The following is a 24,844-nucleotide window of genomic DNA, read 5'->3' as shown; positions in this document are numbered from 1 at the left end:
ATTCCAGCGTTAAGCCTGCGGCGACGGGTCCGCCGTTTCGCTGGCGGGGAGTTCTTTCAAAAAATTTCCCAGACTGTCGGCGACCACCCGCGCCACCAGTTGCAGCATCGTGAACAGGTCGATATCGTCGAACATAAGCACGCCCTGATCGAAGACTTTCGCCCAGCCCTTTTCGTGCTGGCGGGAAACGACACTCAGGCACGGATAAATCACCGCGTTAACGTCGTCGTCCGGCAGCGCTGCCAGCGTATCGGCAATTTTCGGCAGTACGCTTTCCAGCACAGCGCCGGAGTTACCGGCGGCGGCCTGAGCCTTCAGCGTAGAGAATTCACTGACCAGACCGGCCAGCACTGGCAGAAGCTTACGGCTGACCTTCAGCTGCTGGAAAACGTCGAGTTTGGCGGTACGGTAGTTAACGCCTTTGATTTCAAATTCCATCTGTTAAAACTCCCCCAGCAGTTGGTCAATCTTACCGGCGTCAAATACCCACGACACCGTATTGCCGACCTTGGCGTTAGCGTGATCCGGCTGTTTCTGGAATGCGCAGCTGCGCGCGGTGGTGATATCGCCTGACACCTTGTTGCGGATGACGATCACGTTATTACCCCAGGTCGCGGAGGACTGGCTCTGCGCGTTATACATCAGGGACAGCTTTTTGTTCACCGGGGAGGTTTTCAGAAGGGTTACCGTAATGGTGCCGCTCTTACCGGCGTGCAGGCTATGCATCACTTCACCATCGGCGCCGACGGTCATGGTGTTTTTTGCCTCGGTCATCGCAACCGTAATACCCTCTTCGGAGTTCGCCGAGCCATAGCCCAGATCGATACTGCCGGTTGGGCCGGTCAGGGATGACGAGACGTCAATAAAACTATAGATTCCGCTCATGGTCTCTCCTTATCGCACCACGTTGATCTGCACGTCGCCATAGTGAATAGCACCCGCCAGTTTGAGCGCCGCCTGAATCACCGGTGACTTACGGGCTTCACGGTCAGACTGAGCCTGATTCGCTACCGCGTCGGCGTAGACGTAATAACCCTTCGTCAGCGTGTCACCCGATTCAATCTGGCCGATCGGGCCACCATTCCATACCCCCGGCGCCACCAGACCGTTATTAACCGCCTGGTCGAGTGACGCTTCGACGTTGGTCATTAAACGGGTTACGCCGGCGTCGGTCTGTGGGATTTTGGTGGTTGAGGTGTACAACAGGTTGTAGAGATTGGTCTGTACGTAGTTCTGCAGCCAGTCCAGGCCATGGCGTTCATCAAAGAAATCGCCGTTCGCCATCACACCCTGCTGAATAATCGCCGTATCGTTGGCGTAGTAGACGTAGACGTTACCGTTAATGGCATCAATGGCGGACGCCTGTGCTGTCGTCAGTGTCTCGTAGGTGATGCCTGGCTCGTTTTTAAACTTCAGAGTGATCGTGGTGTTATTGCCGGTGAAGTTCACTGTAAACGCGCGACCAAATGCAGAGATGGCAGCATATTTGCTGCTGGAACTGTACTGCCAGAACGTACGGCTGTAGCCGGCGGCTTTCAGCTTATAGCCGATGTTATCGGTGTTACCGGCCACCAGCACGTTCACGTCATCTGTGGTTACGGCCAGAACGCGGCTAAGGCTGGATGCCTCAATAGCAGCAGCAACCGAAATAACATCAGCCTCAACAAGATCCACACTGTCGGCAATCGCCAGCCCGTACCAGTTGGTATACTGCAGCGCAGCATTAACCGCCTGCAGCAGCGTTTCCACCGTACCATCTTCGCCATCTGCCAGCGTCTTCGTCCAACGGCCGATATAAACCAGCGTCGGTTTTGGTGACTGTGAAAAGAAGATGGTAGCCGCTTCGTATTCCGGAGAATCAACGCCAAAATCATCGCCGATATCTTCAATGGCCGAATACTGGCGAATGCGCTCGGTCACCGGAATAACGGTTGAGGTTCCCAGAATGAGGAGCGCACCGAAGTTACGCCCCGTAGCCGCAACCGCTGACATGATGATGTCCACGTTCACGACATTGGAAACAGGTAAGCCCTGTGCCATGTTTTATTCTCCAAAATATTGCACTGGCGCGTCGACCAGCGATTGAATGCCGTACTGGCGGATGATTTTGCGGCGCAGGTCAACGCTGATGTCGTAGCGGCGCACCCACTTGTTATTGATGAGTTCAGGCAGATTGAGGATCCGCCCATGCTGCAGAAAGGTAAGCCCGACCCGGTTGAGCTCGTCATTGTTCTGCGAGACCAGCAGACCGTCACGAAAGCGTGTGGCCGTCGCCAGTCCCTGCGGACCGTAGAAGCACAGAATCAGACTCACGGTCTCATGTGACCATTGTTCGGTACTTTCTTCACCTTGCAGGTAGGCGGGATTGAAGTCCTCCTGAATACCGGTGATACCGAATGCGCACCAGGTGGTGCCGGTTTTGGGTATCTGCTTTTGCGGGTCGGTCCAGCGCGGGTAAACCAGCGTGGCAACCAGCCCTGTCACACCCCGTATCCAGCGACTGATTAACCTTTCCAGATCCTCATCGTAGGGCGGCGAATCACCGACGGGCGTCAGATAGCCCGCCGTTGTGCTGTCGTTACTCAACTGGCGTACCTCCGTCAAATTCCAGCAGTTCACAATGTGCCTGGACGAACCCGGCGCCGTAGGCCGTATACGGATCGACAAACGTCACGCGATAGTCGCGCCCCTGGTAGGTCACTGTGTCAGCATCCAGTCCGGGCTGACCCTGCGTAAGCCTGAACTGAGTAACGATGAGGATTGCGCCGTTGATGTTCTGTCCGGCGGCCATACGTTTAGCTTCCAGAGAGCGGTCAACGGTCACCACTCCGGAGAACGGGATATCCTGCGGCGTATTGATCGAGAAATTATCTTCGTCAACCGTCTGCACCTGCCGGTGACATACCAGCGTCAGATCGACAAAATCCGGGTCCAGAAGAACCTCTGTCACATCGAGTAAAGGCATTATTTTTTCCTTACGACGTATTGAATCGCACGCAACAGGAAGCCATGAGCGTACAGCGGCTTAATACCTCTCAAACCAGCAGCACGACGTCGCTTAAGCGTCTTTTCGGATAAAGGCTCTAGTCGATCACCGTCACCGATAACCGCCTTTGCCGCATCACGGGCAATCTGCCCAGCAGCTTCAAGATGCTGTTCTGCCACACCAGAATTCCCCTCAAGCGCAGCCTGTGCGGCAAGCTTCAGCCGTGCGGTGGTTTTATCCCGAGAATCCTCTATACCCATATCGAGAAAAGGCCGTGGCGGGAGCGTGACGCTCTCGCCGTCAATCTCCACGGTCGCCCCGGTGGACTGCAGGTAACCAATTTCGGCATTACTCAGTGGGGAATCTTCACGTGGAGGGCCAGCGGGAATACCCACCAGCACATCGGTGCCAGACAGCTTATTCAGTGCGTCGAGAATATCGGCGTAATTGTCAGAGCGTATCGTGAGTCCGCTTTTCATTACGGCGTCCCCAGTTGAACTGCTCCTGCACCGAAAATCATGAGGTATTCCCATAACTCAGACCCATGACGGGAGTTATTCCAGAAGCCCGCATTCGGGTCCAGCGTCGCGCTGGCATCGTAGCTTACCGAAACCTTATCCACTGACTTTGAGGTCTGCACTCCGCTATTTGCACCACCAGCAGTACCCACGGCAACGCCACGCGTATCAGCGGCGTACAGGTACAGGTAGTGCGCGACATACAGGCCGATAATGTAGGGGAAAATATCTTCACCAAACCGCGATTCGCTAAACAGAACATCAGCGAGATTAATGCGCATCTGAATCATTGGCGTGGGGTACTTTGTTTCGTCAGCGTACTGCGGAAATGCTGCTCTGAACTGCTCAGGCGTCGGTAGACTTTGATTTCTTGCCATTGGTGGTGGCCTCCGCCAACTGCGCTTCTAGCTCTGCGATACGCGCTTCGTACTCAGCAATACGCGAATCTTCCACCACCGCCGGCGCTTCGCCATCTGGTGAGCAATGCGCTTTTACAAACCAGTGATCTGCCACTGCGTCATCAACATCATGGAAACCTGCAGCGAATGGCGTTATTTTCGCACCGTCGTTGAAATTGAACGCGGTCAGTACATAGATTTTCTTCATCGGTATTCCTTAGAAAAAAGCCCCTGTGAAGGGGCTGTATCTGGATTAAATGCCATCCATGTAGTTCAGGGTTTCCGGGTAAACCGGCTCTACCGCACCCAACTTGCCGTAGTAGGTCACCAGCTGATACAGGCCGCGATACTGGATCGGGACGCTCTGCAGCGGAACCATCGGGAAGCGAACAAACTTCTTATCGTTGGTGTAGGCCACCATGCGATCAGTTCCGCCCACACCGCGACCTTTCATCCATTTAACCGGGCGAATGTTCAGCGGCTTGCCGTTCTGGTGGTAGGCGATAGTGTTCGTCTCCAGATAGGTCAGCAGAGACTGGTTACCGGCGCTGGAAACAATGGTGCTCGCAATGAATGAATACTGCTCAGGCGGGATCAGCAGGTCTTCCGGCACTTTGGAGTAAGCGGAGCGAGCCCATGCATTGCTCAGTACCTGGTTAATGCTGGCGCGGATTTCGTCGGCAGTTGAGTTGGCCCACGTTTTTGTCGCGTTCGTCGGCGTCACCTGAACCAGGTTAAGCAGACCCTTAGCGCCTTTTGCCGAATCACCGATATAAACCTGCTCATCGGTATCCATGTTCCATTTCAGTTGCATGCCATCGTACTTCTGGGTGTCGATAGGACGCCCGACCTGTGCCGCGGCATTCAGTTCGATAACGGTCCAGCCAAGCTCCATGCCCCACAATTCGAGCGGGAAGCCTTTTTTCTCGATATCAACGTTAATGCCAGCAATCGCAGTCGCCAGCGGGCTGATCCAGTTTTTACCGTTGGCGTTAGGTGTACCGGCAGCGGCAAAGGTGGTGTTGGTGAAAGAACTGATTTCGTCAGCGATAGAAACGTCTTCACGCAGCTGAATATCTCGGCTCCATGTCTGGGAGGTCAGCGGCAGATTCAGCGTCTGGTCGAGGCGCTCCAGCTCATGGACGAGAAAGGCACCAGAACTGTCAATGGTGGCCTGGTCAAATGTCATTGGCATTTGCGATTTCCTTAAATATTTAAGGCCAGCTCAATGTTGCCGCTGGTGTCGCCAGGGCCATTGAAGTAAGCGTTAGTGATTTGTACGGTATTGGCGCCATCTGCGGCAGCCAGGAAGGCACCCAGCGGGCTGGATGCGGTCGGAGTAGCCACACGCATATACACAGCACCGCCAAGTGCGACAGAGCTGGCATCAACACCGAGATTCACCGTCACATAGCCACGCTTCATGCAGTCACCCGCGAAGTTAAAGCCGGTGCCAATCTGACGGACTTTGTCGGGCTGGGACGCTGTCGGATATGGGCGAACATAGATACCCACCACAACAGCAGCCGTATCGGCCGCCTCGATCGGCACAAACTTGCCAGCCGAGAACTTCCCGGCCAGACCGTACGCAGCAAATGCCTTCGCGCTGTCCAGGGTCTGAGGTTCAACCGTCAGATCCTGCGGACGTGAGATTGCCCCGGCGATGCCCGCAGGCATCCGGTAAAGAAAAGTGTTATCCATTGAATGCCTCGTTAGCGTTTAGCCCAGAGTTCCTTCGCGGCAGCGTTAATCTCCGCGATGGTTTTAGTGGTGTTGGAGTTGATAGAGCGGAAACTATCGGTAGTTTTAGCCGCGGTATTGCGATTCTTCGCCAGTTCAGATACAGCGTTAAATGCCATATCTACCGTAGCTTTTTTCAGTTTGGTGATATCGGCATCACCAACGATAGAGCGCACCATCGCCTGATCGGCAGTTGCCAGCACTGAGCGCTTGAATGCGGTAGGCTTTGCTTTGGCGGGCAACTGAATGCCTGGCTGAATCAGATCGGCACGATAGGCGGCATCGCCGGTAACCGCACCCTCTTCCTCTTTCTTCTCCTCCTCATCCTCATCGCCGGTCGCAGCTGCCGGGGTGAGTTTGGCAACCGCTTCAATCAGCGCCTTACCCCAGTCGGGAATTTCTTCTGCATCACCGGTCCCCGGAAGAGCTGGACCCGGCAGCGGGCTTTGAGGTGAGAGATTAATCACCACCCCACCAGGCGTAAGCGTCGAACTCACGTCATCATCACCCGTAACGCTCTCTGGTGGATTATCAATAAGGTTCGCCATTTCGGCGGCGTCGTTGGTTTTACGAGCGCGCACAAGGCGCTCCCACCAGTTTTTGGCTTTATTTGGCATGCTATCTCCAAGTGCGCAGCGAGAACCGGCCCGCCCGTTAGGGACGAAAGCCAGATGATTACCGGTGATCGCGTACTGCTCCGCGATACCCGGCGAGATTTGGCGGTAGTCTGCGTCATACCCGCAGCTAACCTCGTCATCACCATCTGCCACCGCCTGGATAGCTTCCGGTGTTTTTGCGATAACGTCAGCCAGGAGCAGGTCTGCCTGATCTCCGCTACCGCGCCTGACGTTCTGAATATGGCCGTTTGCCAGTCGGCGCCAGTTTTCTGGCGTCACGAAAATGATGTTGCCGTTGAAATCTTTCGGATGACCGATAGTGACTGCCATCCCCTCAAAAGAGGCTATTGTGCGCTCACTAAATACCTCTTCTGGAGTCCGGCGAACGACGATCAACCCCTGAGTATCTGGCTCAATCCCCGGCAATTCTTCCGCGCCGTAGACCTGCTCTCCAGTGCGTCCGATCGGTACGTCTTTGAATAGCACCGAGCCATCAGCGAGCTGGAAGCGAGTATTCCCCAGGCGGGTTTTAAAGAAATATTTCATGGTGCCTCGCTAAATGAGCGCGGGGTCAGCGTTGCGAATAAACTCACGGAGCAGCGCCTTAACCTGGCGGACGTTACCGCGACCTGTGGCTTTTAACTCTTGGATCTCGCCAGCGGCGCGATAACGCGCGGTGATGCCGCCTATCGATATTTCGATAATCCTGCGGTCGCCGGCTCGCTTTGATTCGATATGGACCTTTTTCATTCTCACCTCTTCGGGCAACAAAAAAGGCCGCTCAGAGGCGACCTTCGGTAAAGGGTTAATTGTTCAAAATAGCGGGCTATTTAACATAATGGTTCTTACCCGCACCACCAAAAATGGACTGGATTGAAATGTCCTGTTAGAGCCTCATAACCAGCAGTTTTCCAGCCGGAAATTCAGCTTTTTTGAACGCAACATTTTCGTAACATTTTGCGGGTATTGGGCTTCAGCCAGAATGACAGGGATAGCCGCTGTTTTTTCATTTTCCCGGGTCAGGAATCTGCACTTCCGACCAACATTTGCAGTTAGGCAGACACCCGGCATGTCCGGTCATGCCGTCGAGAGTCGGCGGGTTATCCCAGCGCACGAACTTATCTTTCATTTTGCGGTGTGATGGCCGGGTGCCAGCACCCTCAATGCGCCACCAGTAGCCCTCCGATCCGACTGCCAGAGCCCGTGCCTGTGTCAGTGCGCCAGTAGCGCGGCCAATCTCAGTGCGAGCTATCATTCGCGCCCTGCTGGCCGCTACATCGCCGGACTGCATAATCATCTCGTAGAGCTGGTCAGGTCGCTCGCCGTTGATAACCGCCTGTATCGCACGCTCCTGGATTTCCCTGACCCTGCCAGCAGCCTCTAATGGCAGAGACTTCATGTAGCGAATCTGCCGGTACACGATGTCCTGTGCGACCATGCCGACAGGAGTGTTACCAATCACGTCACGCAGACCAGCGGAAATTTCTTCCGAGACAGACCGCCACTGGTTCCATTCTTCCTGCTCTACCTGGGCAAACATCTTTCGTCCGACCATTTCGGCCCAGTCGTCAATCACCCCGGAGTAGTCAACCAGAGATTTAGCAATGCTCTCAGCGCTTGCCTGTGAACCATCGTATGAACCCGTTACGATTTGGTTTATCTGGTCGACTATCGCCAGTAGGCTTTTCTGATACTGGCGTTCCGACCGGCGGCGGAGGTTGGGTTTCAGATTCAGTCTCCTCCCACTGTTTCGCCGCATTCTGGATATCCTCGTCAGTAATTGATGCCCCAATGCCTGTTACATCGGCCAGTTCGCGTAGGTCAGTCAGCGCAGCTGCTGGAGACATGCCCAAATCGCGCACAGCCGTTGCCAGGGCATTGGCGGTATTGGTCGCCACCGTGGATCGGTCGGTGTCACTCATCTGCCACAGCGGATTAAACTCGAAAGTAAAATCGTCCGGCAGCGGCTCACCAAACTCCGAGCGATGCAGTACATCGAATAGCAAGCGGATGTGAGGCCGTAAATCTCGCTCCTGCAGCGTCCCCACGTCATCGTAGTAGTTCGCCAAATCAGCATCGCCGGTTGAAAACCCCTTTGGTGACTGTCGGAACAAGCGAACAAGAGGGATACCAACAGCACCCGCGATATCCTCTTTAAACTCCCCCAGGAGATCAGAGAGGCCCGCGAAAGAATAAGAATGAGTTTCAAATTCATCCTCCAAATCAAAGAGGGACATCCCCTCATTCGTCTGGAACTGGCGGACCATTTCCATGTTTTTGATCAGCGCTTCGAATGGCTTGCCGCCCAAAGCGATAATTTCACGTAACTTTTTAATCTTAACTGTTCGAAGATGCGCCTTATACGCGAGCTGGGCTGCGCCAACACTGGTGCTGTCGTAGGATGTCAGACGGTCGAAAATACGCTCAACAATGGACATACCCCATTCGTTTTCGGTGATTTTCTGCTGGTACGGCAGTTTCACGCCATCCATGCGGATCAGGCGACTGTGATGAACTGTCCAGGCAGGCAGCCCCTGCGCCGTCGTCACAATATCGTAGAACTCTGGCTTGCCGAGGTTGGGCCCAAGCGCTTTTATGCGCCTGGTCAGTTGCGGATTAATCATCCAGCGGTCGAGGACGGCCAGCCCTTTGAAACTTCCCTTGCCGACCTTATCCAACATCAAAGGCGTTAACGGTGCCTGCCCTTCAATAAGGATCAGTGCAACAGCCCCGCCATATAGCCGGGACCATTTCAACGTCTCGTTGATGCAGTCCCACAGTTGTAGCTCATCAAAGCGTGACTCCAGCACTCCCCGACGTTTCGGGTCAATCTCGCTGGTAATGCGAACGCCCTTTTTGGTCATGTCGTCCGCTTTCGAATCGACAGCGGCGCCAATAATCCAAGAGGAGCGGTACGCATACTCAATCAGCAACCGGTTACGGCTGGTATAGTTCGCCCGATATGTCGATGCAGCGTGCTGGTTAGGCTGCTGCATGCCGACGCGGGCCATAAAGTTATCGTACGAATCCGCCGTGGCGACTCGTCCCGTTTTTTTCGCCATGGTGATGATGCTCCGGTTTTTCGATACCCGTGACGGATCAGATAATTTGTTAAAAAATGGCCCGATTTAACATAATGACTGTTACCCGCACCAGCCGGATCCCTCCCATGATGAAATGTCCGCCAAAGGCTTATTTCGTCAGGATAAGTAGCAGAAAGTGCGTGAATAAAACGTGCATAAACAGGGTCAAAAAGTGAATAGGGATTTTTCGGCGTGAGGTGGCTATTTCCTGATGTTTAACCTCTTCCCAGGGCTTCCCAGATATCCATTGCCGTATCAGTCGGGGCGAATGCCATAATGAATGCATCAGCCACGTTCGGTGACGGAACATCACGCTTAGCGAGGTCTTTCTTGCTCTCCACCATTACGCGACCATTCTTGTCAAAATCACGGTGCGGGGTGGTAAGTTCCAGCTTGAGCTTTTCCAGCAGCGGACAGGATGAGTCAATGCTAATCAGCTCATCTACCGGGTACTTCTCGCCGTTCTTTACCGCGTTGAAGGTGTTACGGAAGCGATCCGCTACCAGCCACCAGGCTTGCGCTTTGAGGTTGGCGAAAAAATCCTTGTTCGGGATGCCAATATATTCGTAGTCCGGCTCATTCACACCAGCGCCAGCATTGAAACGCTGATAGTTGATGCGGGATGCATTCATGTTTTCGCGCTTACGATCCTCATTAATTTCTGAGAATTTCGCGCCAGCAGATGCCCCAACGCCGATTGAGTCGTAGACGATATCAGCATCACGCTCCAGTGCCGCCTGATAGGTACGCTGGCAGCTCTTCAGCAATTCGTCTTCTTTCGCCTTCCACTCATCCGCCCAGTACACGACGGAGCCGTGACGATAGACGTTAGCGCACTTATCGGCGCCGCTATCAGCAACGTCGAAGCCAATACGCTTGCGCCCGCTCGGCTCGAAATTAAGGACTTTATGGGCATCAACGGCCGCCTCAATCCATGACAGCTTGATAATGGCCGCATCATCATCCGACTCTGGCACGCCTTCGTAGACATGCTTAAACCCATCCGGATCCCGGCGCTTAGCGGCTTCGATAACCTTCAGCATAGTGTCGGACAAAAAGGGGTTTTCATCGTAGTTGATTTTGCGTATCAGCGTATCTTCTGGCGGATCGACCACAAAGTTACGCCACACGAAATCAGTCACCAGTCCGGGGTTAAAGATAAACCAGCACTCTGAGCCCTCTTTACGGATGGTAGGCTCCAGTATCTTCCACTGGTATTCCGTCAGCGCGTGGGCCTCTTCAAGCCACAGAACGCTGATACCTTCCAGAGACTTAATCTCTTCAATGTTGCGCCAGAGCCCATAAAAGACGAATTCAGACCCGGTCACCCGGTTAATGATTTTGTTGTTCAGAATGCGGAAACGATGCCGCAGGCCAAAGCGGTCAATCTGAATTTTGAGCAGGGTATACACCGACTCTTCAATTTTGTTCTGGATCTGACGTGCACAACAAAAGCGCAGGCTGTATTTATTCGACAGAAATATGGCTATGCCAGCGGCATCCCACGATTTTGACGATGACCGGCCACCATAAAGCACTTTGTTACGCGCCTGCGTCGTCCAGAAGCTACGCAGGACCGGATTCAGCGTCGGTTTGGATGTCAGAGTAGAAGTCATTGAGGTCACGCTCTCCGTTGCCATCATCAATACCTGCATCACGGCGAAGACGATCGGCCTCCAGCGACACCTTATCAGTAGCAGCCTTGCGATAGTCCGTATCAGCAAATATTTTGCCTACCGTCGCAAGCGTGCCGACGATGGACTCAATACGAACGGTATTGCGCATCATCGCCTTCTCGGCGGCACTGATATTTTCCATCAACACCTTTCTTTCCTGGTCCCCTTCAGCATCATCCAGCTTGGTCAACCACCGGCCAATATTCTCTGCGGCGACAAGGTTGTTAGCCCGAAGGCGAAATAATTCGTCTTCGAGTGTCAACGCTTTCGCGTCTTCAATGACCTCATCTTTAAGCAGAAGGCGGCGGGCGTAACCTCCATGCTTTAACGCCTGCTGGTTGCCGGGTTGGAATGGGTTGGTCGGAGGATCGGTACGCACCCCGCGTATCGGTTTCGTATCTGGTGGAGGTTCGGCTTTTGGTTGCGTACTTTTTTGCGTACCGCCAGAGCGGGCGGGCTTTACGGTAGTACGCACCTTTCCTTTTTGCGTACCGGCTTGCGTACCGGCTTGCGTACCATTTTTGCGTACCTGCGTACCTGTCTTGCGTACCCAACCAAACTTTTTAGCTCTCTTCCTGATAGCCCCTTCAGTAACGCCGTTTTGCTCGCCTATATCACGGAGAACAAGGACTCCGGCCCGGTATGCCGACTCGATGGCCTCCCAGTCCGGTGTTGCCATGGTTCTGTTCCTGTGGTTAAAGCCATTAATAAAGCCACCCGGTTAATGAACCGCCCTCCATAAAGGTGGCCTTTGTGATATCAATTAATCTACTGAAAACACTTGTAAGCGTTATCCAATATCTGTATTTGTGAAGTAATGTCATTTTTATTCAAAGTAATGGCATGCAAGATACTTATTAATGATGCTCCTATCATCCAGCCATGAGGTATTGCAGTGATAAACATTTTTCTGAAAATCTTCGGTTTTTTTGCCTCCATATGGGCAGGCCTAAGCAACGAGCAGAAAGATAAAATCATCAACATCCTTGTTGATGCATTTGAAGGAATTTTTCGCAAGTATTATCGCGATAGCAAAAATGAGGTGAAGCATGGTGAAGCTTAAAGATGTGGTGCGCAATGTCATCTCCGGAGCTAATAAACAGCTTCCAGACCATTCGACAACACAATCTACTGCATCTACTGCTCTGGCAACTGAGATTTACACCAAAATCTCTTGTATAAGTCCCAGAGCGTTAGGCATTGGTGGAGATAAGCAATCTGATTTTGCCAATCAAGCTGCTGAACTGGTGACCGATGAAAAATTTCTTGACGAGCTTCAAGATAAAATTGGTAATCCTCAAGCCAATGAGAATGAAGACGAATTTACTCATAGAGCCAAAAAAGAGATGCGCAACCTGTTGAAATCGAAATTAAAGTAGCTAAAACAGCTAGTCTTTGCATTCTGCTTACAATGCAATAAAGGATGAGAACGGCTCTTATGGCCGCATTTACCATTTTTCTTATGGGAATGGTGAAGTGCTATCTCAATTGCATTGAGTGTTGATGTACTCCTGCAGCGTCTTCAGGGCCGTCTGATCTCGTTGGATGCCGGCCCTGATACCGAGAACGTTTCGTCCAGCAACTGCAGAGAGTTCGACGGTGGCATCATCGCCCATGCTGGCGGAGCCGGCGGTTTGGGTTGTGGCTGACACTGGACACTTGCCTTTGACGAGCACCCGGCCACCATTATCAAGCTTGCGCTGAAGAGCATCATTTTCAGCTTTTGCATCGGCTAATTCCTTCGTGTACTTCGCATCAAGCGCAGCAACGTCACGCTGGCGGGTTGTCATGTCGGTGATGGTGGAGTTCGCCAGGTCGAGCGCCTTCACTTTCTCGTCGCGCTGCCTTTTAAACTCAGTGGCGTTGGTGTGGTAATGATTAGCCAACCACCCAAGGCTGACTATCAGGCAGATAACCACTGCGCTGATAATTGCGGTTAAGCGGCTCATCGTTTTGCGCGCCTGTCTATATAAATGCCAACGTAGCCAGCGCCCCAGCGGGTATAAATCCACAGACGCAAACCATATGACGGGCTATAGACAGTGATTGGTACCAGACTGAAGGAAACCAAACGCCACCAAGGCCATTTCTGAGGCCCATGGCTGGGTTTCAGGTCTTTGGAAAAATGCGCAACAGAATGCTCAAACTTAGTCTTCATGGCTTCACCGAATTTATCACTGGTCTAACCCCCAGCACGTCAACGCGCTTTCCTGGTCACGTCGCTCAACCTGACCGTAACAGCCGTTTTTCTGGCCTTTTGTCAGCCGGCAGTCGCGGCCTCCGTCTTTAATCCACCAACGGATCGCTTCACACGCGCCTCTGCGGTCACCGGCATTGATTCGTTTGTAGAACGTAGAGGGGTAGCATTTACCAGGTCCGATGTTGTAGGGACAGAATGACGCGATACCGACTTTTTGCGGTGCCGTCAGAGGAACCTTGATATTCCGGTCTACCCACGCCAGCGCCTTGTCCCGCTCAATGGCGTTAACCTGATCGCACTTGGCCTGCGTTAACTTCATGCCCTGCGTTACAGGCTTGCCATCAACCCGGGTAGCTCCGCGGCAAATTGTCCAGACGCCAGAACCATCACGGTATGACGTCAGGCTGTTGCCCTCTTTCTCATTCAGGAATTGGTCCATCAGGACCGGCGCCGATGCACCAGCGGCAATTAGCGCCAGCATGGCCGCGCTGAGTTTATTCCTCAGCTTTGGTGACATAGCCATTCAGCCGATCCTCCCGTTCCTTTCGCCGGTAATACCAGTTCACGCCGCAGGTAATAACAGTGCATGCAATACCGACAACGATCGCCCAGTCACTCAGGCTCATACCCGCCACTTTGTCAGCCAAAATCCATACCTCTGTTTTCGATACGTTGGCATACGCCTTTGCTGAAACACCGCAGCCCGTTAATGCGGTCCCGGTGCCGTATGAGAGTCTGCTGTAAATGGTGCTCATCTTGGTCATAGCCTCACCCCCGTGGTTACGGATGGCGCTGTGTTAAGGAAATAGGCGGGATCTGCGCAAGCGCCCGACGATTGGGTTATGAGCCGTCGCCGGTGAGCCCTGTATAGGGAATGGCCACCAGATGGATTTGCGACAACACACAGAGTGAGTGACGTTCTGGCGGCACAAATAGAAAAGGCCGAACAAATGCGCGGCCTTTATATGTCTGAGCAAAAAAAAGCCCACTCGTCGAAGTGGGCAAAATGGTAGTTTGTTCAGTGGAGGTTACACCGCCAGCTCTGCCACAACGTCTTATGCACGTTATTTCAGGATTTAGCGAAACGATGCAACCACACAAAAAGTATAGTACGTAAAACAAGAAAAACATGGAGTGTGGTGCCGGGTGCCTCCCGGTAAGTCGCCGCCAGTCCACAGACGACTCGCAATGCGCAAAAAAACATATCAGACTGGCAATGCCCCTCCGCATAGGGGGATTCACCACACCATAAATTTAACATCTGATGAAACTCGTTTCAATGCTCTACGACGATGTGACAGGGGTACTGATGCAATGCATCTCGCGAATACCCCTGTCGTATCGCCGGAAAGCAAAAACCCCGCACTGGCGGGGTTCTCGTTATGTTCAAATTGTCGCTTTTTGTCGCTGCCGAGTGGCGCAGCTCTGCCAAGCATAAATGAATTATCTAACTTCCTGGGTGAAATTCAAGTTATTTTTCCAAAATAATCACGATTAGATAGTTCTTGCCGATAAAAATACCTTTGACCTGAATATCTGAAGGCACCATTTAACGCGCTCCCTTGCCTGTTCTGACGTGAGCCAGGGGGCTAACCGCTGCAGCTCTCTGGTGATATCGGATATCTTCTTTCGGGTGGTGTAGTAGCTAACGCCAACAACGTAGATTGGATCACTTGAATCAAATGCCTTGAGTACGCATTGCTCAACAAAATCAACGTCATCATCATGGATGGCGGTATCTATTACACTGCTGGATGCTTTCGGCCATAGAATTGCATGCGCCCGATTTAATGCCTGCTGCCCGCTAAACCCCTCCTCTCTTGCCTGCTCAATCGCAGCAGTAAAGCGCTCTAATGCTTTGTCTGACCAGCGCATGCCCTTCTGCATCTTCCAGCAGGAATGGCTGGTAGGCTTCCTGGGGGCTGTACCACCGCATACGCTTTCCCCCCAGATGGTAAGCAGAGATTTAATCCAGGCGGACTGAATGCCAGTCAACAATTCAGGTCGCCCCAGGTATCGTTTATGGACGGCGGCAGCCACCTCTGACAGGGCACCATTGTGTTTACGACGCTGTTGTGGGGTCATGCGTTTTCTCCTTTGCCAGTAGCAAACAGCGCCAGTGTCAGAAATGCGCGGCCCTTTGCTTCGATGTCTGTTCGATTGATGTAACTAAAACGCTCTCCTCGCCAGGTCTTATCAAATACAGCAATAGCACCTGCGAAAAATGCACTAGTCGCCTTTTGTTTTTCATCCGCAGGCTTAAACCAGACAGGCAGATCGAAACCAATTCGCCCACGGATAAAGCAGACATGATCCGCACCTTCCGGCCACCATGTTTCACTCGTTGCTGACTTAACCAGGAAGACATAGCGCCCGCCCTTCTCACGTTGTGCAACCGCGTAATTCATGATGTGAGTCATGCCAGTGATGGCTTGCTTTTCGTGATATTGAGAGCGGCTATATGGAGGGTTTCCGAAGGCCGCGCCGCCAAGTTCATCCAAGCGGCCAGACCAGTCTTGCACCAGCGCATTGTCTTCAGCGGTATACCAGGCTGGGCATTTTGCGTTGCTGTCGTCGGCGAACAGGTCCAAAACCAACGGGCCAAACATCGCATTAATGCCCCAGAACAGCGGATCCGGGGTACGCCATTGGTCGCCAACCTCTTTTAATTTATGAGATGCCGCTACGCGCTGAGCAGCAAGGGATTCGCAGTAAGAATTAGTCATGCCGCCTCCTGTGCTTTTTTAAGTGCGCGTAAGTCGGCGTATGCTTCAGTTCGGATGGCATCCAGTTCTTCAATAGTCCAGCGGTGAATCCGGTTGTCGTTATCAAGCCCCTGTACTGCGGCTTCACCGATTTTCGCCACCAGCCCTATGCGGTAGGTTTTAATGTTTCCTGACTTGCCTACGTTGCAGTCATCGCACTGGAGATTGATATTGATGCGGGTAAACCGCAGGTGGGAGGCTTTGGAAACGGTCCGGTAATGGCCAGCATGCCAGACAGCAGCCTGGTGAGTACCGCATGAAATGCACCCCTCGCCATTAGCAAGGGCAGTTTCACGGCACAGGGTGTTCACAACCCGCTCGGTAACTTCCAGCCAGTGACTGAGGGGTTTTTCTGCCGTTGGCAGTTCAGGGCGAATACGATGAACGGGTTTATTTTTTAACCGGTCTTGCGCCTTGGCCTTTTGCTTGTCGCGCTGCAGCGACAAGTACTGGCGTTTATGCTCTTCGCAGCACCAGTACACATTTGAATAGGTAAGGTTAAACCAGGCACCGCAGCCGGGGGCCTTGCATCTGCGACGGGGGTCTCTCATATCGCACCGCCTGGGCGCGAAAGACAAACAGAAACACCGCGCACAAAGGCACGGCGTAGAATGGTGTTGCTGCGTTTTTGCGTCATCACTTTACTCCGGTGATGGCGCCATAGATTCGGTGTTCAGCCGAGATGATTAGTATAAATCACTTTTTCTTCTTCCGGAAGAATATCTTGCATTCATATGTGGTTACAACCTTCCCCTTCTCATTCTGGGTCAAAATATAAATGCCATCACGAAGACTACCCAATACGTAACTACCCGGCATATGGATCGCCTATAATAATTACTCTTCGCTTATGGGACACCATCCTATGAAGATTTTTTCATCAGTAATAACTCTTTTCATTCTACAATTAATACTTCTCATATCCCCCGTTAACGACAGTCATACACACAAACCCGGCAGTGGCATTTGAGAGAATACATGACACCATTAAGTCCTTACTCAATAATTACTTGATAAATTTCTGATTAATCTATATCAACCCTCGCCAAAATATATCAACCAACTTAATTTTTGTGTTATTTATCGCCTTTGTTGTCCTGCTGTTTTTTCATATTTTCCATAATAGATCCTTTATAGCTACTGATCATTGCTGCCATCAAGCCGCCTACAACTGGCACTAATGGCAAGACTGAACCATTACCTAGCACGAGTGAATCAAGAACTTTTCCATTGAGCTCGTAGGATTTCGAAATATTATTTTTAGACGGTTGAAGTGCAATATCTTTAATTACACCTTGGATATCTTCAGCTTCTTTATCTGTTACTTCCAAATTAATCAATGAATCAATAGCAGATTGCGTTATTTTATTAATCTCCTCACCAATCCCTTTGATCTTTAAGAAAGAATTATAAGATAAAAACCGATTATGTGCCACCTCATTTCTTAGTTCATAAAGAACCTTCCATTTCTTTAATGTTTTCTCATACCCAACTCCGACCCAAGATGAAAAATACCGCTCCCAATTACTACGAGGAAGGTACCTATCCTTTATCTCATCGACCAGTATATCACCTTTTATTAACCTTCTATGCAACTCATCATCCAAAATGGTTTTATACCCACTAAAAAACATAGAAAATATCTGTATAAAATCTACATTAAAGAGTATATTCAGTCCCTCTTTATTTTCATCTCCACCTTTTATCGAGTCAATAACCTCCTGAGGTATATTATCTAAAAACCACTCATCGCCGACTTTAACAGTCATAAAAATCGTGATTAATTTCCTCATGTTGTTTTCAACTGAGTTTAATATGTAATATGCATTCATTGCTAAAAAACTACATGCTGTATTTAACACGGGGAGGATTTTTTTATTTTTTATTTCTTTGACATTTTTTATAACCTCATCACAAAGAATGATAAAAACACTAGCATTATCTATTGTCTGTTCAACATCCGACGATGAAAAAACCTTAACTAGACAGACTCTATTTTTATCATCTTCAGATGACATATCCAAGACACTAAGATTATACTTCCTCTCTTTATAAATAAATTCATCCCCAACGAAAGAAAAATTGACATTCCTTTTAATTCCGCCAACTACATCCGAACTCCCCTTCACAGTTGAAGAATCGCCATCAAATACAAACATTAACTCCATCTCAAACATCGCCCCTCCCATACATCAGCCTGAAATATTATTATTAAATACCACGTATTTTCACACTCACTCCATAAAACATTAACGCAGCCGAATCAAAACTAGTCTTTTATTGCCCCTTCCTATTTAAAAACGTAGGGCAAAAGCAACATTAGTTCAATCAAAGCATGTAATCAAAGAAGTATTTTTCACAATATCAATTATTTTCAATGTGGCGCGATAAAATGTTATAAAAATTAAAAAGTTAACCAAGAACCCATCTCAAAGCAGCGGCATACGCCCCAGTGGCTGACTCTAGAGCCTTAGAGATTTCTTTGCGGGTTTTAAGGCGTCGTTTTGTTTCACCGAGAACCTGGCGCTGGCGGCGGGCCTTTTCATGCCCGCTTGTGCCAGCGGTTGCCGTTTCGATCTGCTGGACCTTTTCCCGCTGCTCATCTGGTGTGAGAGATGTAAGCTGGCGAGCCTGGGTTACGGTTATGGCTCCCTGCTCCACTGCATCCCTAACAGCCTGGGTTGCATCCAACAAAGAGAGCGTTGCGCGTACGGTTTGGATGCTGACCCCGAACATCAGCGCCAGGTCCTCTTCATCGTGACCACGCTCCAGTGCGTCGGCCATCTTTTTAGCCCGGCCCAACGGAGTATCGGCCTGGCGGATTTCGTTAGCTGAAACCATCGCTTGAGCCATGCGAACAGCTGAACCGCGTTTAGTGACTGCCGGAACCAGCAACGGGTTTTTGCCCTCTTTCGCCAGGCGTTTGTTGGCTTCCAGTGTATGGCGCACACGCTGACGGCCGTCGACAACACAGGACAATCCCGTCTCGGGGTCTTTCCAGACAATGATCGGCTCCAGAACACCCTGGTCCATGATGTTCAGCACCATGGCTTCACTGAGAGGTAAGTGAATACGTTCATCGTAAAGCGGGTGTGCCTTGTCAGTGACAAGATGCAGCTTTTCAGGTTCAAACATCAGAACGTTTGTCTTGCCGCTGGCACCGTATGCGTCGATTGAATTCTTAGCCATGTTTAACCTCGTTTTTATTCACCGCTTCAATCCATTTCTCTTCCAGCGCTTGTCTGGCTTTGTTTTTGCCACCAGCCCAGTAACCATGCTCAACGCGATAATGGTAATTAGGACATTTCAGGGCACCAAAACAGGAGCCGAACGAGTTGTCCTTCCACCAGAATTCCGGGCGAAGGCCACAATCAGGGCACACAGGTAATTTCATTGAGCTACCCCGCGACATTCCCTCAGGAGGTTTTCAAACATCATGCGGATACGGTTCGCGCAGCCAAACGGCATGTCGTTAAAGCGCCACAAGGCTGCGCCGTTGCGTAGGCCGCTCTGGACAATCTGACCCGCTCCATGCAACTGGCGAAGCTGGCCATTCACTGAGGACATGCCGCGCCCCAGCGCAGTGGCGATTTCACGCGTAGTCAAATCAGAGTTAGCTTTGAGAAATTCGATCATCGTGATTTCACCGCTGTATTGTGTTTTCTTGGATTTAGTTGTTTTCATTGAAAAAACTCCCGGCTAAATTTTTAACTGTTTCGCTGCCAGCGCCATGGCTTTCAGTTGCTCCGCTGGCGTAGGTCCAGTGGGATGCCGTGGTGCTGCAATTTGTTTCCGCACTGGCGGGATCGCATTGCCCTCACTCACATGCTTCTCCCACTTCGAAAGCTGCCTGGCTGCAAGCCCTTCAAGCTCCTTTTCGGTCATTTGCAGATCGACACCCTTTTGCCGCATCTCCGTACAAATCTGGTACAAGACCGGATGACTCCAGGGAAACTGATCTGCACTGTCGAACCGGTATGCTTCATTGCGCCATCGGTGGTATTCCGCCATAACATCCGCCACGGATAACCCCAGGGCATTCCCGCAACAATCAGCAGCCAGCGTGACAAATTCTGCAAGGTCAGGAGGCCATGAGTTACCCGTACGACAGCGCTCCACCAGCGCTTTACAGACGTTCCTCGTCTGGTCGCTGGTCAAGCTCCCAATCTGAGCAATCCACAGGTCCGACGGAGCCGAGCCGTTTTTGGTCTCCCACCGGTTGGAGTAGATTTCCAGCATGAGAACCCAGAACTTCCATGCCCTCTCCTCGTGCTCTGAGCTGTGCGGCGCGGGCTGCATGTGCTCGCTGTACGGCTGCGTTTGCAGTGGAACCTGGCTCCAGTCCTGCATTGGTGGCACCTCTCGGTTTTGTTGGTTTGGCGTTCTGCAGGTGGTTAGCGAACTTCTGCTCCCACTGCGACTGGTGAAACACTTTGCCCTCTGGCTCCCAGTAGGCGATGAAGGCGTTTAACTCAGCCCTCAGGTTCAGCCCCTCGGGAATAACCTTCCCCCAGAAAGCGACGCGCTGGCGAAAATCTGGTGACGGCACCCAACTGGCTGTCATCGGGAATTTCCCGAACGACTCAGCAGCAGGGAAATTAACTCCTGGCTGCCCAGGGTATTCCGGCACTGACCTGGATTGTTCGCCGTCAGAATTCCCCTCGCGCGCGTTTTTATTGGGGTTTAATGACGGATCGGTAGTTAATGACGGATCGGGGGCAATTATTGGGGGGTTAAATCGCCTTTTTCATCAATTTTTGACCCCCTCAAAATTTGCCCCCTTAAATTTGAGGGGTCATTTTTTGACGGGTCAGAATTTACCCCCTTGTCGCCATCATTTAAGGGGGCATTATTTGACGGGTTAATATTTGCCCCCTTGCCCTCTGTCGCTACTGGTATGCAGCGTGAGGACTTTTTCTTCACTCTTGCGTCCTTTATTTTTTTGCGTCCAAGAGCGGCTTCAAATTCGAGTTTTTCGATGTTGATTTGATAAATGTTGGTCAGGTTTCGCCCGCCAACTTTTCGCTCTGTTTTTGTAATCCATCCGTCCTTCACTAATTCCTTCAGTCCAGCCTTAACGGTAGTCTCGCTTCTGGCCCCAATTTCAATCATCAGGGTCTCAATGGCTGGCCAGCATACGCCGTCTGAATTACTGTAATCAGCAAGGCGGGCCATCAGAGCAACGCGGGAAATATTAAGCCCCGCCTGTGCGCAACCCTCCCATACGAGGCCATGCAATTTGCTGCTCATTCCGAAACCTCATTGTGTAGCCGTAAAAACTCTCTCAATCCCACCCAGCCAACAGCCCCGCAGGCTTTGCGGTAGGAAACATCTTTCGCTGTCGCTGTGAGTACCGTCACCATGTGGCCTTTGTGTCTGTGCTGGAAGCGAGAGCCGACCTCAGGGATACCATTACTGGCTTTATCCACCTCGGAAGGCTCATACGCCGGATACGCTCGTTTCAGGCGAGCAATCAATTCAGCAGCAGACTGGTTACACATAGTCACCTCCGGAATCAGTGGTATTTCGTTACTTCAACAGCACCGGGTTGATACGCTTTGCTGTATACGGCTTCGATAGCATCGTCATGAGCGTCAATCGCCGTTCCGATAGCGTGTTGAGCAGCAAGCAGCGCACGACGTTCAATGGTGTCGTAGATGCTCAGTCGGTGGCGGATTTCACGCGGGAGAACACGCAAAATCGCCGGGAGAAGGACCCGAATTTTTTCACGCTGCTGCTCCGTCTCGCCTTTCAACCAGCGGTGAAAAATATTCTGCTGATTCGCCCATGTTTTCCCTGGCACCAGGCGCAGCTGGTTTCCTCCTCGGCGTACATACTCTTCCGCAATCGCATTCGCTGCATATGCCTGACCGACTTCAGCCGCCCAGGTCAGCAAGGCCATTTCTACGTGCTCGTGTTTGATTTCCATCAATCAGACTCCTTGTTGTTTCTGAGGCAGAATCACGCCTTCAGGTATGCCACTGATAGGGGTTGGGTGCAGATCCGGGCGTAATTCATGCGGGGTTACTTCCCATCCCATTAGTTGGCAGAGGGGAATTACCCGACCAGATGGAACTTGTTTTTTTAACCACTTGAAGACAGTTTGCTGGCTTACGTTTAAGTGCTGACCAATTTCGGCCTGGGTGAAGCGCCGTGCTACTAGCGCTTTAATTTCTTTTTTCATGGTGCATCTCCTGTTATTCACATTTTAAAAATACAACTTCAAGGCGTGATATGCAACAACTTTAGGTTCATATCGCAAGTAACAATCTTTGGTTGTATTATTTGGGTATGAAAATGAAGACCATCGACATCACCACCTACCGCATAAACAGGCTCCTAAAGGAAAGAAATTGGAGCCAAACAGATCTCGCCCAGAGGATGGGCGTTACGCAGCAAACCATTCAGAAATGGGCGAAAGGTAAAACCAGCCCTTCTATGGAGAACGTCGATAAGTTATCGGAGATTACAGGACATCCACCATATTGGTTCATGCTCCCGCCAGACGAAGGCGACCAGGTGGTGACTCCGGACACAATGAAGTTAGGCCCTATGCAGTTAGACCTGCTTAAAACCTTCAATGCGTTCCCGGAAGAAGATCAGCAACAAATGCTCTACGAGATGAAAGAGCGAAAAGAAACTATGGATAAGACCGTTGCTCGGTGGCTTGCCGCCCAAAAGGGCAATAAAGCGTAAGGCGCTACATGCGCCTTACAAACATCCAGAAAAAGAAAAGCCATGCTGCGTTAGTTAGAGAGATAGCTAACGCGACAGAGGATAGTAAATCAGAGAAAGTATACACATCTGACATAAGGATATTTCCTTGATTTATAGTGATTTAGTAGCAACCTCTGCCATGATTGTAGCCATAGTGGCTGTTCCAGCAAGTGGCTATCTAAGTTACCAATATGCGATTAAGGGGGAAAAGCGCAAGGAGTACAACACCATCGCCGACGCCCTCCGCAAAAAGCTAAGAGAACAACTTGAGGCGGTCGATCTCGGGTATTATCCAAATGAAAGAAATGGCATATCTAATGGTGAATTTGAGTATTTTTTAGATATGCTCCCAAGAAAAAAACGCGAGCCTGCCCGTAAGATTTGGAAAGAATATCAAATATCTTTAGTTGAATGCGCACATTACGACGATGGTTTTTTCATCTTTATCAACCAAAACGACCTTAAAACGGCTATACAAAAACTTCTACCCGTTACAGAACGCCGCTAACCCGCCATGGGTCATTTTTTTAATATTCCTCTACTCCTCCAGCAGCTTTACCGCCAGTTTCATCACCTGAATCTGATCCAAGTCCCACTTATCAATCCCCTTTGAAATCTCCGTTCTTATCACGTCAGCTATGGCTACCCGCTTGGTTTCATGCCCTTCGGCGACCATAGCAAACACGACGTCCCCAACGATACGGCACATCTCCTGATAGCGAAGTTGCGCGGCTTCTTCGTAGTCCATACCAGTAACCCTATTTGATGTTTTTGTGAGCATACCACTTTGCATTGCCTTTCAACACAAACATGCCACCATAAAAAATACAACCTGAAGTTATTGACAACATAACTTCAGGTTGTATTATTAATCCCATCAACACCTATCAACGGTGCCATAGATAAACGTTCCGCTACCCGGCGATAAGGGCTAACTAACGAGGTGAATATGGAAAGCAAAGATCTGGTAGTGATTAACGGTCAGCTATGCAGCAAAGACGTTGCCCTGCTGATTATTGAGAAGGTTTTACCTACCGTTCTTGTGGTGGTGGCTGAAAAGGTGAGGGACAGGCGAACCAAGGATGAAGTGAAAGAAGCAGCCACAACCGTAGTTGAAGCCGCTATATCGGCAATTAGTTTGAAGAGCCTAGTTGCTCCCAAGTCTTGATCGCTTTCGCACTTTCCTCTTCCTCACGCTTTGTAAGCAGGGAGAGAAAATCAACCTCAGAGCGGTCGACTTCAGAAAGGAACTCTTCAGGGGTGATTTCTTTGGGTTGAGTTGATGCGTAAACAACGGCCAAAAGCCAAGCCTTATCATCTTTATTCATGATTTACCTTTGCTGGTTGTGTGAGAACTCCAGCATACCACCGAGCCTGAAGTGGTGAAAAGACAGGCAAATAACAGACCTTGCAATGCAGTGAATGCGGCTATGCGCACGCGGTTCAGTTAAAGCGGTACAACAACGGTCATTCATGTTGTGGGGAAAAAGCAGGCCGATACCAGTTGTTAACTGGCTGGTATCACCGGGAGGCACCCGGCACTGCATTGCAAAGTCTGTTCGGTACTCAATATCACATGAGGGTAATGGGATGATTAGAGAAGAAGACAAGCCGGCATGGAACCTGTTCTGGGTTAAGGTCATCGCCTTATTGGCTGCGGTCGCCGTTCTCAGCTTTGCATGCTGGGGTGGCAAATGAGCCGAAACGGTATTCGTTCACTGGTTATCGTTCTGACTATCTGCCTTGTTGCCTGGTCAGCGACGATTATCAAGATTCTGCATGTTACGGGGGTGTTTGATGGTTAGTGCAAACTTGTTGTCTGCTCAAAATAAACTGGTTATCGCGCAGGCTGTCGGCGATAGCGTGATGTGGGCTCAGGCTATGGCATCAATGAAGCACGAATATGATTCTGTCAAACAAACTGAAGATAGAATGCTTTCAGGTCATATAAACCTTCTCTCAAGCCTCAAAGTTGATGATGTAATTTGCAACTACGAAATATATGGTGACTTAACCATTATTGACGGTGATTTACTTCTGGCTCAGTCAAAAATCAATACTGATATTTTTTATTAATCATGAACATTAACCGTTATTCATGTCTTAACTGGCAGGGATAAACTCAATCTAAATATGCCTGTTAC

The 24,844-nt window shown here is 50.7% G+C and carries 40 protein-coding genes; 6 read left to right on the top strand and 34 right to left on the bottom strand.

Annotated elements, in window-relative coordinates; translation table 11 throughout:
* Positions 1-9 precede the first annotated feature (9 nt).
* The 16 genes from OQV00_RS12375 to OQV00_RS12300 all read right to left on the bottom strand — a co-directional run bounded on the left by OQV00_RS12375 (position 10) and on the right by OQV00_RS12300 (position 11,397).
* Entirely contained in the window at positions 10-438 is a 429-nt protein-coding gene (locus OQV00_RS12375; RefSeq protein WP_104895376.1) for a phage tail assembly chaperone, read from the bottom strand.
* 3 nt (positions 439-441) lie between these two features.
* The gene (locus OQV00_RS12370) at positions 442-885 is read right to left on the bottom strand and encodes a DUF3277 family protein (RefSeq protein WP_266280485.1); all 444 of its coding nucleotides are present in this window, start codon (positions 883-885) and stop codon (positions 442-444) included.
* A 9-nt stretch (positions 886-894) separates the two neighbouring features.
* On the bottom strand, positions 895-2,040 hold the full coding sequence (locus OQV00_RS12365; RefSeq protein ID WP_266280482.1) for a DUF3383 family protein: 1,146 nt from the start codon (positions 2,038-2,040) through the stop codon (positions 895-897).
* 3 nt (positions 2,041-2,043) lie between these two features.
* A complete protein-coding gene (locus OQV00_RS12360) occupies positions 2,044-2,586 on the bottom strand; it encodes a phage neck terminator protein (protein WP_407798803.1) in 543 nt (180 codons plus the stop codon).
* Positions 2,579-2,965, bottom strand: a complete 387-nt coding sequence (locus tag OQV00_RS12355; RefSeq protein ID WP_180888635.1) for a head-tail adaptor — start codon at positions 2,963-2,965, stop codon at positions 2,579-2,581. Before OQV00_RS12355 ends, OQV00_RS12360 begins: the two co-directional genes overlap by 8 nt.
* A complete protein-coding gene (locus OQV00_RS12350) occupies positions 2,965-3,465 on the bottom strand; it encodes a hypothetical protein (protein ID WP_266280477.1) in 501 nt (166 codons plus the stop codon). Before OQV00_RS12350 ends, OQV00_RS12355 begins: the two co-directional genes overlap by 1 nt.
* Positions 3,465-3,881, bottom strand: coding sequence for a DUF4054 domain-containing protein (locus OQV00_RS12345; RefSeq protein WP_266280475.1), 417 nt, complete (start codon positions 3,879-3,881; stop codon positions 3,465-3,467). Before OQV00_RS12345 ends, OQV00_RS12350 begins: the two co-directional genes overlap by 1 nt.
* On the bottom strand, positions 3,850-4,110 hold the full coding sequence (locus OQV00_RS12340; protein WP_177334004.1) for an STY1053 family phage-associated protein: 261 nt from the start codon (positions 4,108-4,110) through the stop codon (positions 3,850-3,852). The genes OQV00_RS12345 and OQV00_RS12340 overlap by 32 nt, the downstream gene beginning before the upstream one ends.
* Positions 4,111-4,155: 45 nt before the next feature.
* Complete coding sequence (locus OQV00_RS12335; RefSeq protein ID WP_104895370.1) at positions 4,156-5,097, bottom strand: DUF2184 domain-containing protein; 942 nt, start codon at positions 5,095-5,097, stop codon at positions 4,156-4,158.
* Between the two features lie 11 nt (positions 5,098-5,108).
* Positions 5,109-5,603, bottom strand: a complete 495-nt coding sequence (locus OQV00_RS12330) for a structural cement protein Gp24 (RefSeq protein ID WP_266280471.1) — start codon at positions 5,601-5,603, stop codon at positions 5,109-5,111.
* 11 nt (positions 5,604-5,614) lie between these two features.
* Positions 5,615-6,805, bottom strand: coding sequence for a DUF2213 domain-containing protein (locus OQV00_RS12325; protein WP_266280468.1), 1,191 nt, complete (start codon positions 6,803-6,805; stop codon positions 5,615-5,617).
* A gap of 9 nt (positions 6,806-6,814) precedes the next feature.
* Positions 6,815-7,009 carry a hypothetical protein gene (locus OQV00_RS12320; protein ID WP_134936539.1) on the bottom strand — a complete coding sequence of 65 codons (195 nt, stop codon included), beginning with the start codon at positions 7,007-7,009 and terminating at the stop codon, positions 6,815-6,817.
* 256 nt (positions 7,010-7,265) lie between these two features.
* Positions 7,266-7,814 (bottom strand): phage head morphogenesis protein, encoded by a 549-nt coding sequence (locus tag OQV00_RS12315; RefSeq protein ID WP_134936537.1) that lies wholly within the window; start codon positions 7,812-7,814, stop codon positions 7,266-7,268.
* A 55-nt stretch (positions 7,815-7,869) separates the two neighbouring features.
* A complete protein-coding gene (locus OQV00_RS12310) occupies positions 7,870-9,321 on the bottom strand; it encodes a DUF1073 domain-containing protein (RefSeq protein ID WP_211843472.1) in 1,452 nt (483 codons plus the stop codon).
* Between the two features lie 236 nt (positions 9,322-9,557).
* Positions 9,558-10,958, bottom strand: coding sequence for a PBSX family phage terminase large subunit (locus OQV00_RS12305; protein WP_266280464.1), 1,401 nt, complete (start codon positions 10,956-10,958; stop codon positions 9,558-9,560).
* On the bottom strand, positions 10,909-11,397 hold the full coding sequence (locus tag OQV00_RS12300; RefSeq protein ID WP_004218030.1) for a hypothetical protein: 489 nt from the start codon (positions 11,395-11,397) through the stop codon (positions 10,909-10,911). The genes OQV00_RS12305 and OQV00_RS12300 overlap by 50 nt, the downstream gene beginning before the upstream one ends.
* A gap of 670 nt (positions 11,398-12,067) precedes the next feature.
* Here OQV00_RS12300 and OQV00_RS12295 point away from each other — a divergent pair.
* Positions 12,068-12,397, top strand: coding sequence for a hypothetical protein (locus tag OQV00_RS12295; RefSeq protein ID WP_103072851.1), 330 nt, complete (start codon positions 12,068-12,070; stop codon positions 12,395-12,397).
* A 105-nt stretch (positions 12,398-12,502) separates the two neighbouring features.
* Here the strand turns inward: OQV00_RS12295 and OQV00_RS12290 are convergent, their stop codons facing one another.
* The 16 genes from OQV00_RS12290 to OQV00_RS12220 all read right to left on the bottom strand — a co-directional run bounded on the left by OQV00_RS12290 (position 12,503) and on the right by OQV00_RS12220 (position 22,167).
* Positions 12,503-12,967, bottom strand: a complete 465-nt coding sequence (locus OQV00_RS12290) for a lysis protein (protein ID WP_237183932.1) — start codon at positions 12,965-12,967, stop codon at positions 12,503-12,505.
* A 225-nt stretch (positions 12,968-13,192) separates the two neighbouring features.
* A complete protein-coding gene (locus OQV00_RS12285) occupies positions 13,193-13,741 on the bottom strand; it encodes a lysozyme (RefSeq protein WP_100663624.1) in 549 nt (182 codons plus the stop codon).
* A complete protein-coding gene (locus tag OQV00_RS12280; RefSeq protein WP_103072899.1) occupies positions 13,713-13,982 on the bottom strand; it encodes a phage holin in 270 nt (89 codons plus the stop codon). The genes OQV00_RS12285 and OQV00_RS12280 overlap by 29 nt, the downstream gene beginning before the upstream one ends.
* 730 nt (positions 13,983-14,712) lie before the next feature.
* Complete coding sequence (locus tag OQV00_RS12275) at positions 14,713-15,303, bottom strand: hypothetical protein (RefSeq protein WP_266280455.1); 591 nt, start codon at positions 15,301-15,303, stop codon at positions 14,713-14,715.
* A complete protein-coding gene (locus OQV00_RS12270; RefSeq protein WP_134935301.1) occupies positions 15,300-15,944 on the bottom strand; it encodes a phage N-6-adenine-methyltransferase in 645 nt (214 codons plus the stop codon). Before OQV00_RS12270 ends, OQV00_RS12275 begins: the two co-directional genes overlap by 4 nt.
* On the bottom strand, positions 15,941-16,534 hold the full coding sequence (locus tag OQV00_RS12265; protein ID WP_134935300.1) for a recombination protein NinG: 594 nt from the start codon (positions 16,532-16,534) through the stop codon (positions 15,941-15,943). Before OQV00_RS12265 ends, OQV00_RS12270 begins: the two co-directional genes overlap by 4 nt.
* 525 nt (positions 16,535-17,059) lie before the next feature.
* A complete protein-coding gene (locus OQV00_RS12260) occupies positions 17,060-18,160 on the bottom strand; it encodes a HEPN domain-containing protein (RefSeq protein ID WP_266280452.1) in 1,101 nt (366 codons plus the stop codon).
* Positions 18,161-18,395: 235 nt separating this feature from the next.
* A complete protein-coding gene (locus OQV00_RS12255; protein ID WP_266280449.1) occupies positions 18,396-19,172 on the bottom strand; it encodes a ParB/RepB/Spo0J family partition protein in 777 nt (258 codons plus the stop codon).
* Positions 19,165-19,377 (bottom strand): hypothetical protein, encoded by a 213-nt coding sequence (locus OQV00_RS12250; RefSeq protein ID WP_136342519.1) that lies wholly within the window; start codon positions 19,375-19,377, stop codon positions 19,165-19,167. Before OQV00_RS12250 ends, OQV00_RS12255 begins: the two co-directional genes overlap by 8 nt.
* Positions 19,374-19,667: a FaeA/PapI family transcriptional regulator gene (locus OQV00_RS12245; RefSeq protein WP_049079959.1), complete on the bottom strand. Its 294-nt coding sequence runs from the start codon at positions 19,665-19,667 to the stop codon at positions 19,374-19,376. Before OQV00_RS12245 ends, OQV00_RS12250 begins: the two co-directional genes overlap by 4 nt.
* Positions 19,668-19,682: 15 nt before the next feature.
* Entirely contained in the window at positions 19,683-20,222 is a 540-nt protein-coding gene (locus OQV00_RS12240) for a replication protein P (RefSeq protein ID WP_136342520.1), read from the bottom strand.
* Positions 20,110-20,547 (bottom strand): DnaT-like ssDNA-binding domain-containing protein, encoded by a 438-nt coding sequence (locus OQV00_RS27140; protein WP_416309816.1) that lies wholly within the window; start codon positions 20,545-20,547, stop codon positions 20,110-20,112. The genes OQV00_RS12240 and OQV00_RS27140 overlap by 113 nt, the downstream gene beginning before the upstream one ends.
* 158 nt (positions 20,548-20,705) lie before the next feature.
* Positions 20,706-21,233, bottom strand: a complete 528-nt coding sequence (locus OQV00_RS12235) for a helix-turn-helix domain-containing protein (protein WP_323136597.1) — start codon at positions 21,231-21,233, stop codon at positions 20,706-20,708.
* Positions 21,230-21,484, bottom strand: coding sequence for a hypothetical protein (locus OQV00_RS12230; protein WP_136342521.1), 255 nt, complete (start codon positions 21,482-21,484; stop codon positions 21,230-21,232). Before OQV00_RS12230 ends, OQV00_RS12235 begins: the two co-directional genes overlap by 4 nt.
* Before the next feature lie 14 nt (positions 21,485-21,498).
* Complete coding sequence (locus tag OQV00_RS12225; RefSeq protein ID WP_044350666.1) at positions 21,499-21,912, bottom strand: toxin YdaT family protein; 414 nt, start codon at positions 21,910-21,912, stop codon at positions 21,499-21,501.
* Between the two features lie 3 nt (positions 21,913-21,915).
* Positions 21,916-22,167, bottom strand: coding sequence for a transcriptional regulator (locus tag OQV00_RS12220; RefSeq protein ID WP_086893324.1), 252 nt, complete (start codon positions 22,165-22,167; stop codon positions 21,916-21,918).
* Between the two features lie 113 nt (positions 22,168-22,280).
* Between OQV00_RS12220 and OQV00_RS12215 the strand changes: the two genes are divergently transcribed.
* Both OQV00_RS12215 and OQV00_RS12210 read left to right on the top strand, forming a co-directional pair.
* A complete protein-coding gene (locus OQV00_RS12215; RefSeq protein WP_134935289.1) occupies positions 22,281-22,679 on the top strand; it encodes a helix-turn-helix domain-containing protein in 399 nt (132 codons plus the stop codon).
* A 127-nt stretch (positions 22,680-22,806) separates the two neighbouring features.
* Positions 22,807-23,208 (top strand): hypothetical protein, encoded by a 402-nt coding sequence (locus OQV00_RS12210; RefSeq protein WP_118860296.1) that lies wholly within the window; start codon positions 22,807-22,809, stop codon positions 23,206-23,208.
* Between the two features lie 30 nt (positions 23,209-23,238).
* Here the strand turns inward: OQV00_RS12210 and fumD are convergent, their stop codons facing one another.
* Positions 23,239-23,448: a fumarate hydratase FumD gene (fumD, locus tag OQV00_RS12205; RefSeq protein WP_165634198.1), complete on the bottom strand. Its 210-nt coding sequence runs from the start codon at positions 23,446-23,448 to the stop codon at positions 23,239-23,241.
* 201 nt (positions 23,449-23,649) lie between these two features.
* On the opposite strand from fumD, the gene OQV00_RS12200 reads away from it, so the two are divergent.
* Positions 23,650-23,868: a hypothetical protein gene (locus tag OQV00_RS12200; RefSeq protein WP_085332315.1), complete on the top strand. Its 219-nt coding sequence runs from the start codon at positions 23,650-23,652 to the stop codon at positions 23,866-23,868.
* Here OQV00_RS12200 and OQV00_RS12195 read toward each other — a convergent pair.
* Positions 23,834-24,028: a hypothetical protein gene (locus OQV00_RS12195; protein ID WP_074189305.1), complete on the bottom strand. Its 195-nt coding sequence runs from the start codon at positions 24,026-24,028 to the stop codon at positions 23,834-23,836. The two genes, OQV00_RS12200 and OQV00_RS12195, sit on opposite strands and share 35 nt — an antisense overlap.
* Positions 24,029-24,394: 366 nt before the next feature.
* On the opposite strand from OQV00_RS12195, the gene OQV00_RS12190 reads away from it, so the two are divergent.
* Entirely contained in the window at positions 24,395-24,505 is a 111-nt protein-coding gene (locus tag OQV00_RS12190; protein ID WP_227818850.1) for a hypothetical protein, read from the top strand.
* A complete protein-coding gene (kil, locus tag OQV00_RS12185) occupies positions 24,498-24,776 on the top strand; it encodes a host cell division inhibitory peptide Kil (RefSeq protein ID WP_044350725.1) in 279 nt (92 codons plus the stop codon). The genes OQV00_RS12190 and kil overlap by 8 nt, the downstream gene beginning before the upstream one ends.
* Positions 24,777-24,844 lie beyond the last annotated feature (68 nt).

It is taken from the genome of Klebsiella sp. DY2415 (assembly GCF_026314315.1).
GTDB lineage: Bacteria > Pseudomonadota > Gammaproteobacteria > Enterobacterales > Enterobacteriaceae > Klebsiella > Klebsiella ornithinolytica.
This window is presented reverse-complemented; position numbering and strand designations above follow the sequence as displayed.

What these genes read in the sequence shown, in the direction of transcription:
- OQV00_RS12225 (WP_044350666.1), bottom strand. Translation starts at nt 21,912, where the DNA reads ATGGAAATCAAACACGAGCACGTAGAAATGGCCTTGCTGACCTGGGCG.
- OQV00_RS12190 (WP_227818850.1), top strand. Translation starts at nt 24,395, where the DNA reads ATGAGCCGAAACGGTATTCGTTCACTGGTTATCGTTCTGACTATCTGC.
- OQV00_RS12290 (WP_237183932.1), bottom strand. Translation starts at nt 12,967, where the DNA reads ATGAGCCGCTTAACCGCAATTATCAGCGCAGTGGTTATCTGCCTGATA.
- OQV00_RS12310 (WP_211843472.1), bottom strand. Translation starts at nt 9,321, where the DNA reads ATGGCGAAAAAAACGGGACGAGTCGCCACGGCGGATTCGTACGATAAC.
- OQV00_RS12370 (WP_266280485.1), bottom strand. Translation starts at nt 885, where the DNA reads ATGAGCGGAATCTATAGTTTTATTGACGTCTCGTCATCCCTGACCGGC.
- OQV00_RS12200 (WP_085332315.1), top strand. Translation starts at nt 23,650, where the DNA reads ATGGAAAGCAAAGATCTGGTAGTGATTAACGGTCAGCTATGCAGCAAA.
- OQV00_RS12365 (WP_266280482.1), bottom strand. Translation starts at nt 2,040, where the DNA reads ATGGCACAGGGCTTACCTGTTTCCAATGTCGTGAACGTGGACATCATC.
- fumD (WP_165634198.1), bottom strand. Translation starts at nt 23,448, where the DNA reads ATGGACTACGAAGAAGCCGCGCAACTTCGCTATCAGGAGATGTGCCGT.
- OQV00_RS12315 (WP_134936537.1), bottom strand. Translation starts at nt 7,814, where the DNA reads ATGGTCGGACGAAAGATGTTTGCCCAGGTAGAGCAGGAAGAATGGAAC.
- OQV00_RS12220 (WP_086893324.1), bottom strand. Translation starts at nt 22,167, where the DNA reads ATGAAAAAAGAAATTAAAGCGCTAGTAGCACGGCGCTTCACCCAGGCC.
- OQV00_RS12275 (WP_266280455.1), bottom strand. Translation starts at nt 15,303, where the DNA reads ATGACCCCACAACAGCGTCGTAAACACAATGGTGCCCTGTCAGAGGTG.
- OQV00_RS12215 (WP_134935289.1), top strand. Translation starts at nt 22,281, where the DNA reads ATGAAGACCATCGACATCACCACCTACCGCATAAACAGGCTCCTAAAG.
- OQV00_RS12195 (WP_074189305.1), bottom strand. Translation starts at nt 24,028, where the DNA reads ATGAATAAAGATGATAAGGCTTGGCTTTTGGCCGTTGTTTACGCATCA.
- OQV00_RS12325 (WP_266280468.1), bottom strand. Translation starts at nt 6,805, where the DNA reads ATGAAATATTTCTTTAAAACCCGCCTGGGGAATACTCGCTTCCAGCTC.
- OQV00_RS12250 (WP_136342519.1), bottom strand. Translation starts at nt 19,377, where the DNA reads ATGAAATTACCTGTGTGCCCTGATTGTGGCCTTCGCCCGGAATTCTGG.
- OQV00_RS12350 (WP_266280477.1), bottom strand. Translation starts at nt 3,465, where the DNA reads ATGAAAAGCGGACTCACGATACGCTCTGACAATTACGCCGATATTCTC.
- OQV00_RS12255 (WP_266280449.1), bottom strand. Translation starts at nt 19,172, where the DNA reads ATGGCTAAGAATTCAATCGACGCATACGGTGCCAGCGGCAAGACAAAC.
- OQV00_RS12340 (WP_177334004.1), bottom strand. Translation starts at nt 4,110, where the DNA reads ATGAAGAAAATCTATGTACTGACCGCGTTCAATTTCAACGACGGTGCG.
- OQV00_RS12355 (WP_180888635.1), bottom strand. Translation starts at nt 2,965, where the DNA reads ATGCCTTTACTCGATGTGACAGAGGTTCTTCTGGACCCGGATTTTGTC.
- OQV00_RS12240 (WP_136342520.1), bottom strand. Translation starts at nt 20,222, where the DNA reads ATGCTGGAAATCTACTCCAACCGGTGGGAGACCAAAAACGGCTCGGCT.
- OQV00_RS12265 (WP_134935300.1), bottom strand. Translation starts at nt 16,534, where the DNA reads ATGAGAGACCCCCGTCGCAGATGCAAGGCCCCCGGCTGCGGTGCCTGG.
- OQV00_RS12375 (WP_104895376.1), bottom strand. Translation starts at nt 438, where the DNA reads ATGGAATTTGAAATCAAAGGCGTTAACTACCGTACCGCCAAACTCGAC.
- OQV00_RS12305 (WP_266280464.1), bottom strand. Translation starts at nt 10,958, where the DNA reads ATGACTTCTACTCTGACATCCAAACCGACGCTGAATCCGGTCCTGCGT.
- OQV00_RS12330 (WP_266280471.1), bottom strand. Translation starts at nt 5,603, where the DNA reads ATGGATAACACTTTTCTTTACCGGATGCCTGCGGGCATCGCCGGGGCA.
- OQV00_RS12280 (WP_103072899.1), bottom strand. Translation starts at nt 13,982, where the DNA reads ATGACCAAGATGAGCACCATTTACAGCAGACTCTCATACGGCACCGGG.
- OQV00_RS12335 (WP_104895370.1), bottom strand. Translation starts at nt 5,097, where the DNA reads ATGCCAATGACATTTGACCAGGCCACCATTGACAGTTCTGGTGCCTTT.
- OQV00_RS12230 (WP_136342521.1), bottom strand. Translation starts at nt 21,484, where the DNA reads ATGTGTAACCAGTCTGCTGCTGAATTGATTGCTCGCCTGAAACGAGCG.
- OQV00_RS12320 (WP_134936539.1), bottom strand. Translation starts at nt 7,009, where the DNA reads ATGAAAAAGGTCCATATCGAATCAAAGCGAGCCGGCGACCGCAGGATT.
- OQV00_RS12235 (WP_323136597.1), bottom strand. Translation starts at nt 21,233, where the DNA reads ATGAGCAGCAAATTGCATGGCCTCGTATGGGAGGGTTGCGCACAGGCG.
- kil (WP_044350725.1), top strand. Translation starts at nt 24,498, where the DNA reads ATGGTTAGTGCAAACTTGTTGTCTGCTCAAAATAAACTGGTTATCGCG.
- OQV00_RS12295 (WP_103072851.1), top strand. Translation starts at nt 12,068, where the DNA reads ATGGTGAAGCTTAAAGATGTGGTGCGCAATGTCATCTCCGGAGCTAAT.
- OQV00_RS12245 (WP_049079959.1), bottom strand. Translation starts at nt 19,667, where the DNA reads ATGAAAACAACTAAATCCAAGAAAACACAATACAGCGGTGAAATCACG.
- OQV00_RS12270 (WP_134935301.1), bottom strand. Translation starts at nt 15,944, where the DNA reads ATGACTAATTCTTACTGCGAATCCCTTGCTGCTCAGCGCGTAGCGGCA.
- OQV00_RS12260 (WP_266280452.1), bottom strand. Translation starts at nt 18,160, where the DNA reads ATGTTTGAGATGGAGTTAATGTTTGTATTTGATGGCGATTCTTCAACT.
- OQV00_RS12345 (WP_266280475.1), bottom strand. Translation starts at nt 3,881, where the DNA reads ATGGCAAGAAATCAAAGTCTACCGACGCCTGAGCAGTTCAGAGCAGCA.
- OQV00_RS27140 (WP_416309816.1), bottom strand. Translation starts at nt 20,547, where the DNA reads ATGACAGCCAGTTGGGTGCCGTCACCAGATTTTCGCCAGCGCGTCGCT.
- OQV00_RS12285 (WP_100663624.1), bottom strand. Translation starts at nt 13,741, where the DNA reads ATGGCTATGTCACCAAAGCTGAGGAATAAACTCAGCGCGGCCATGCTG.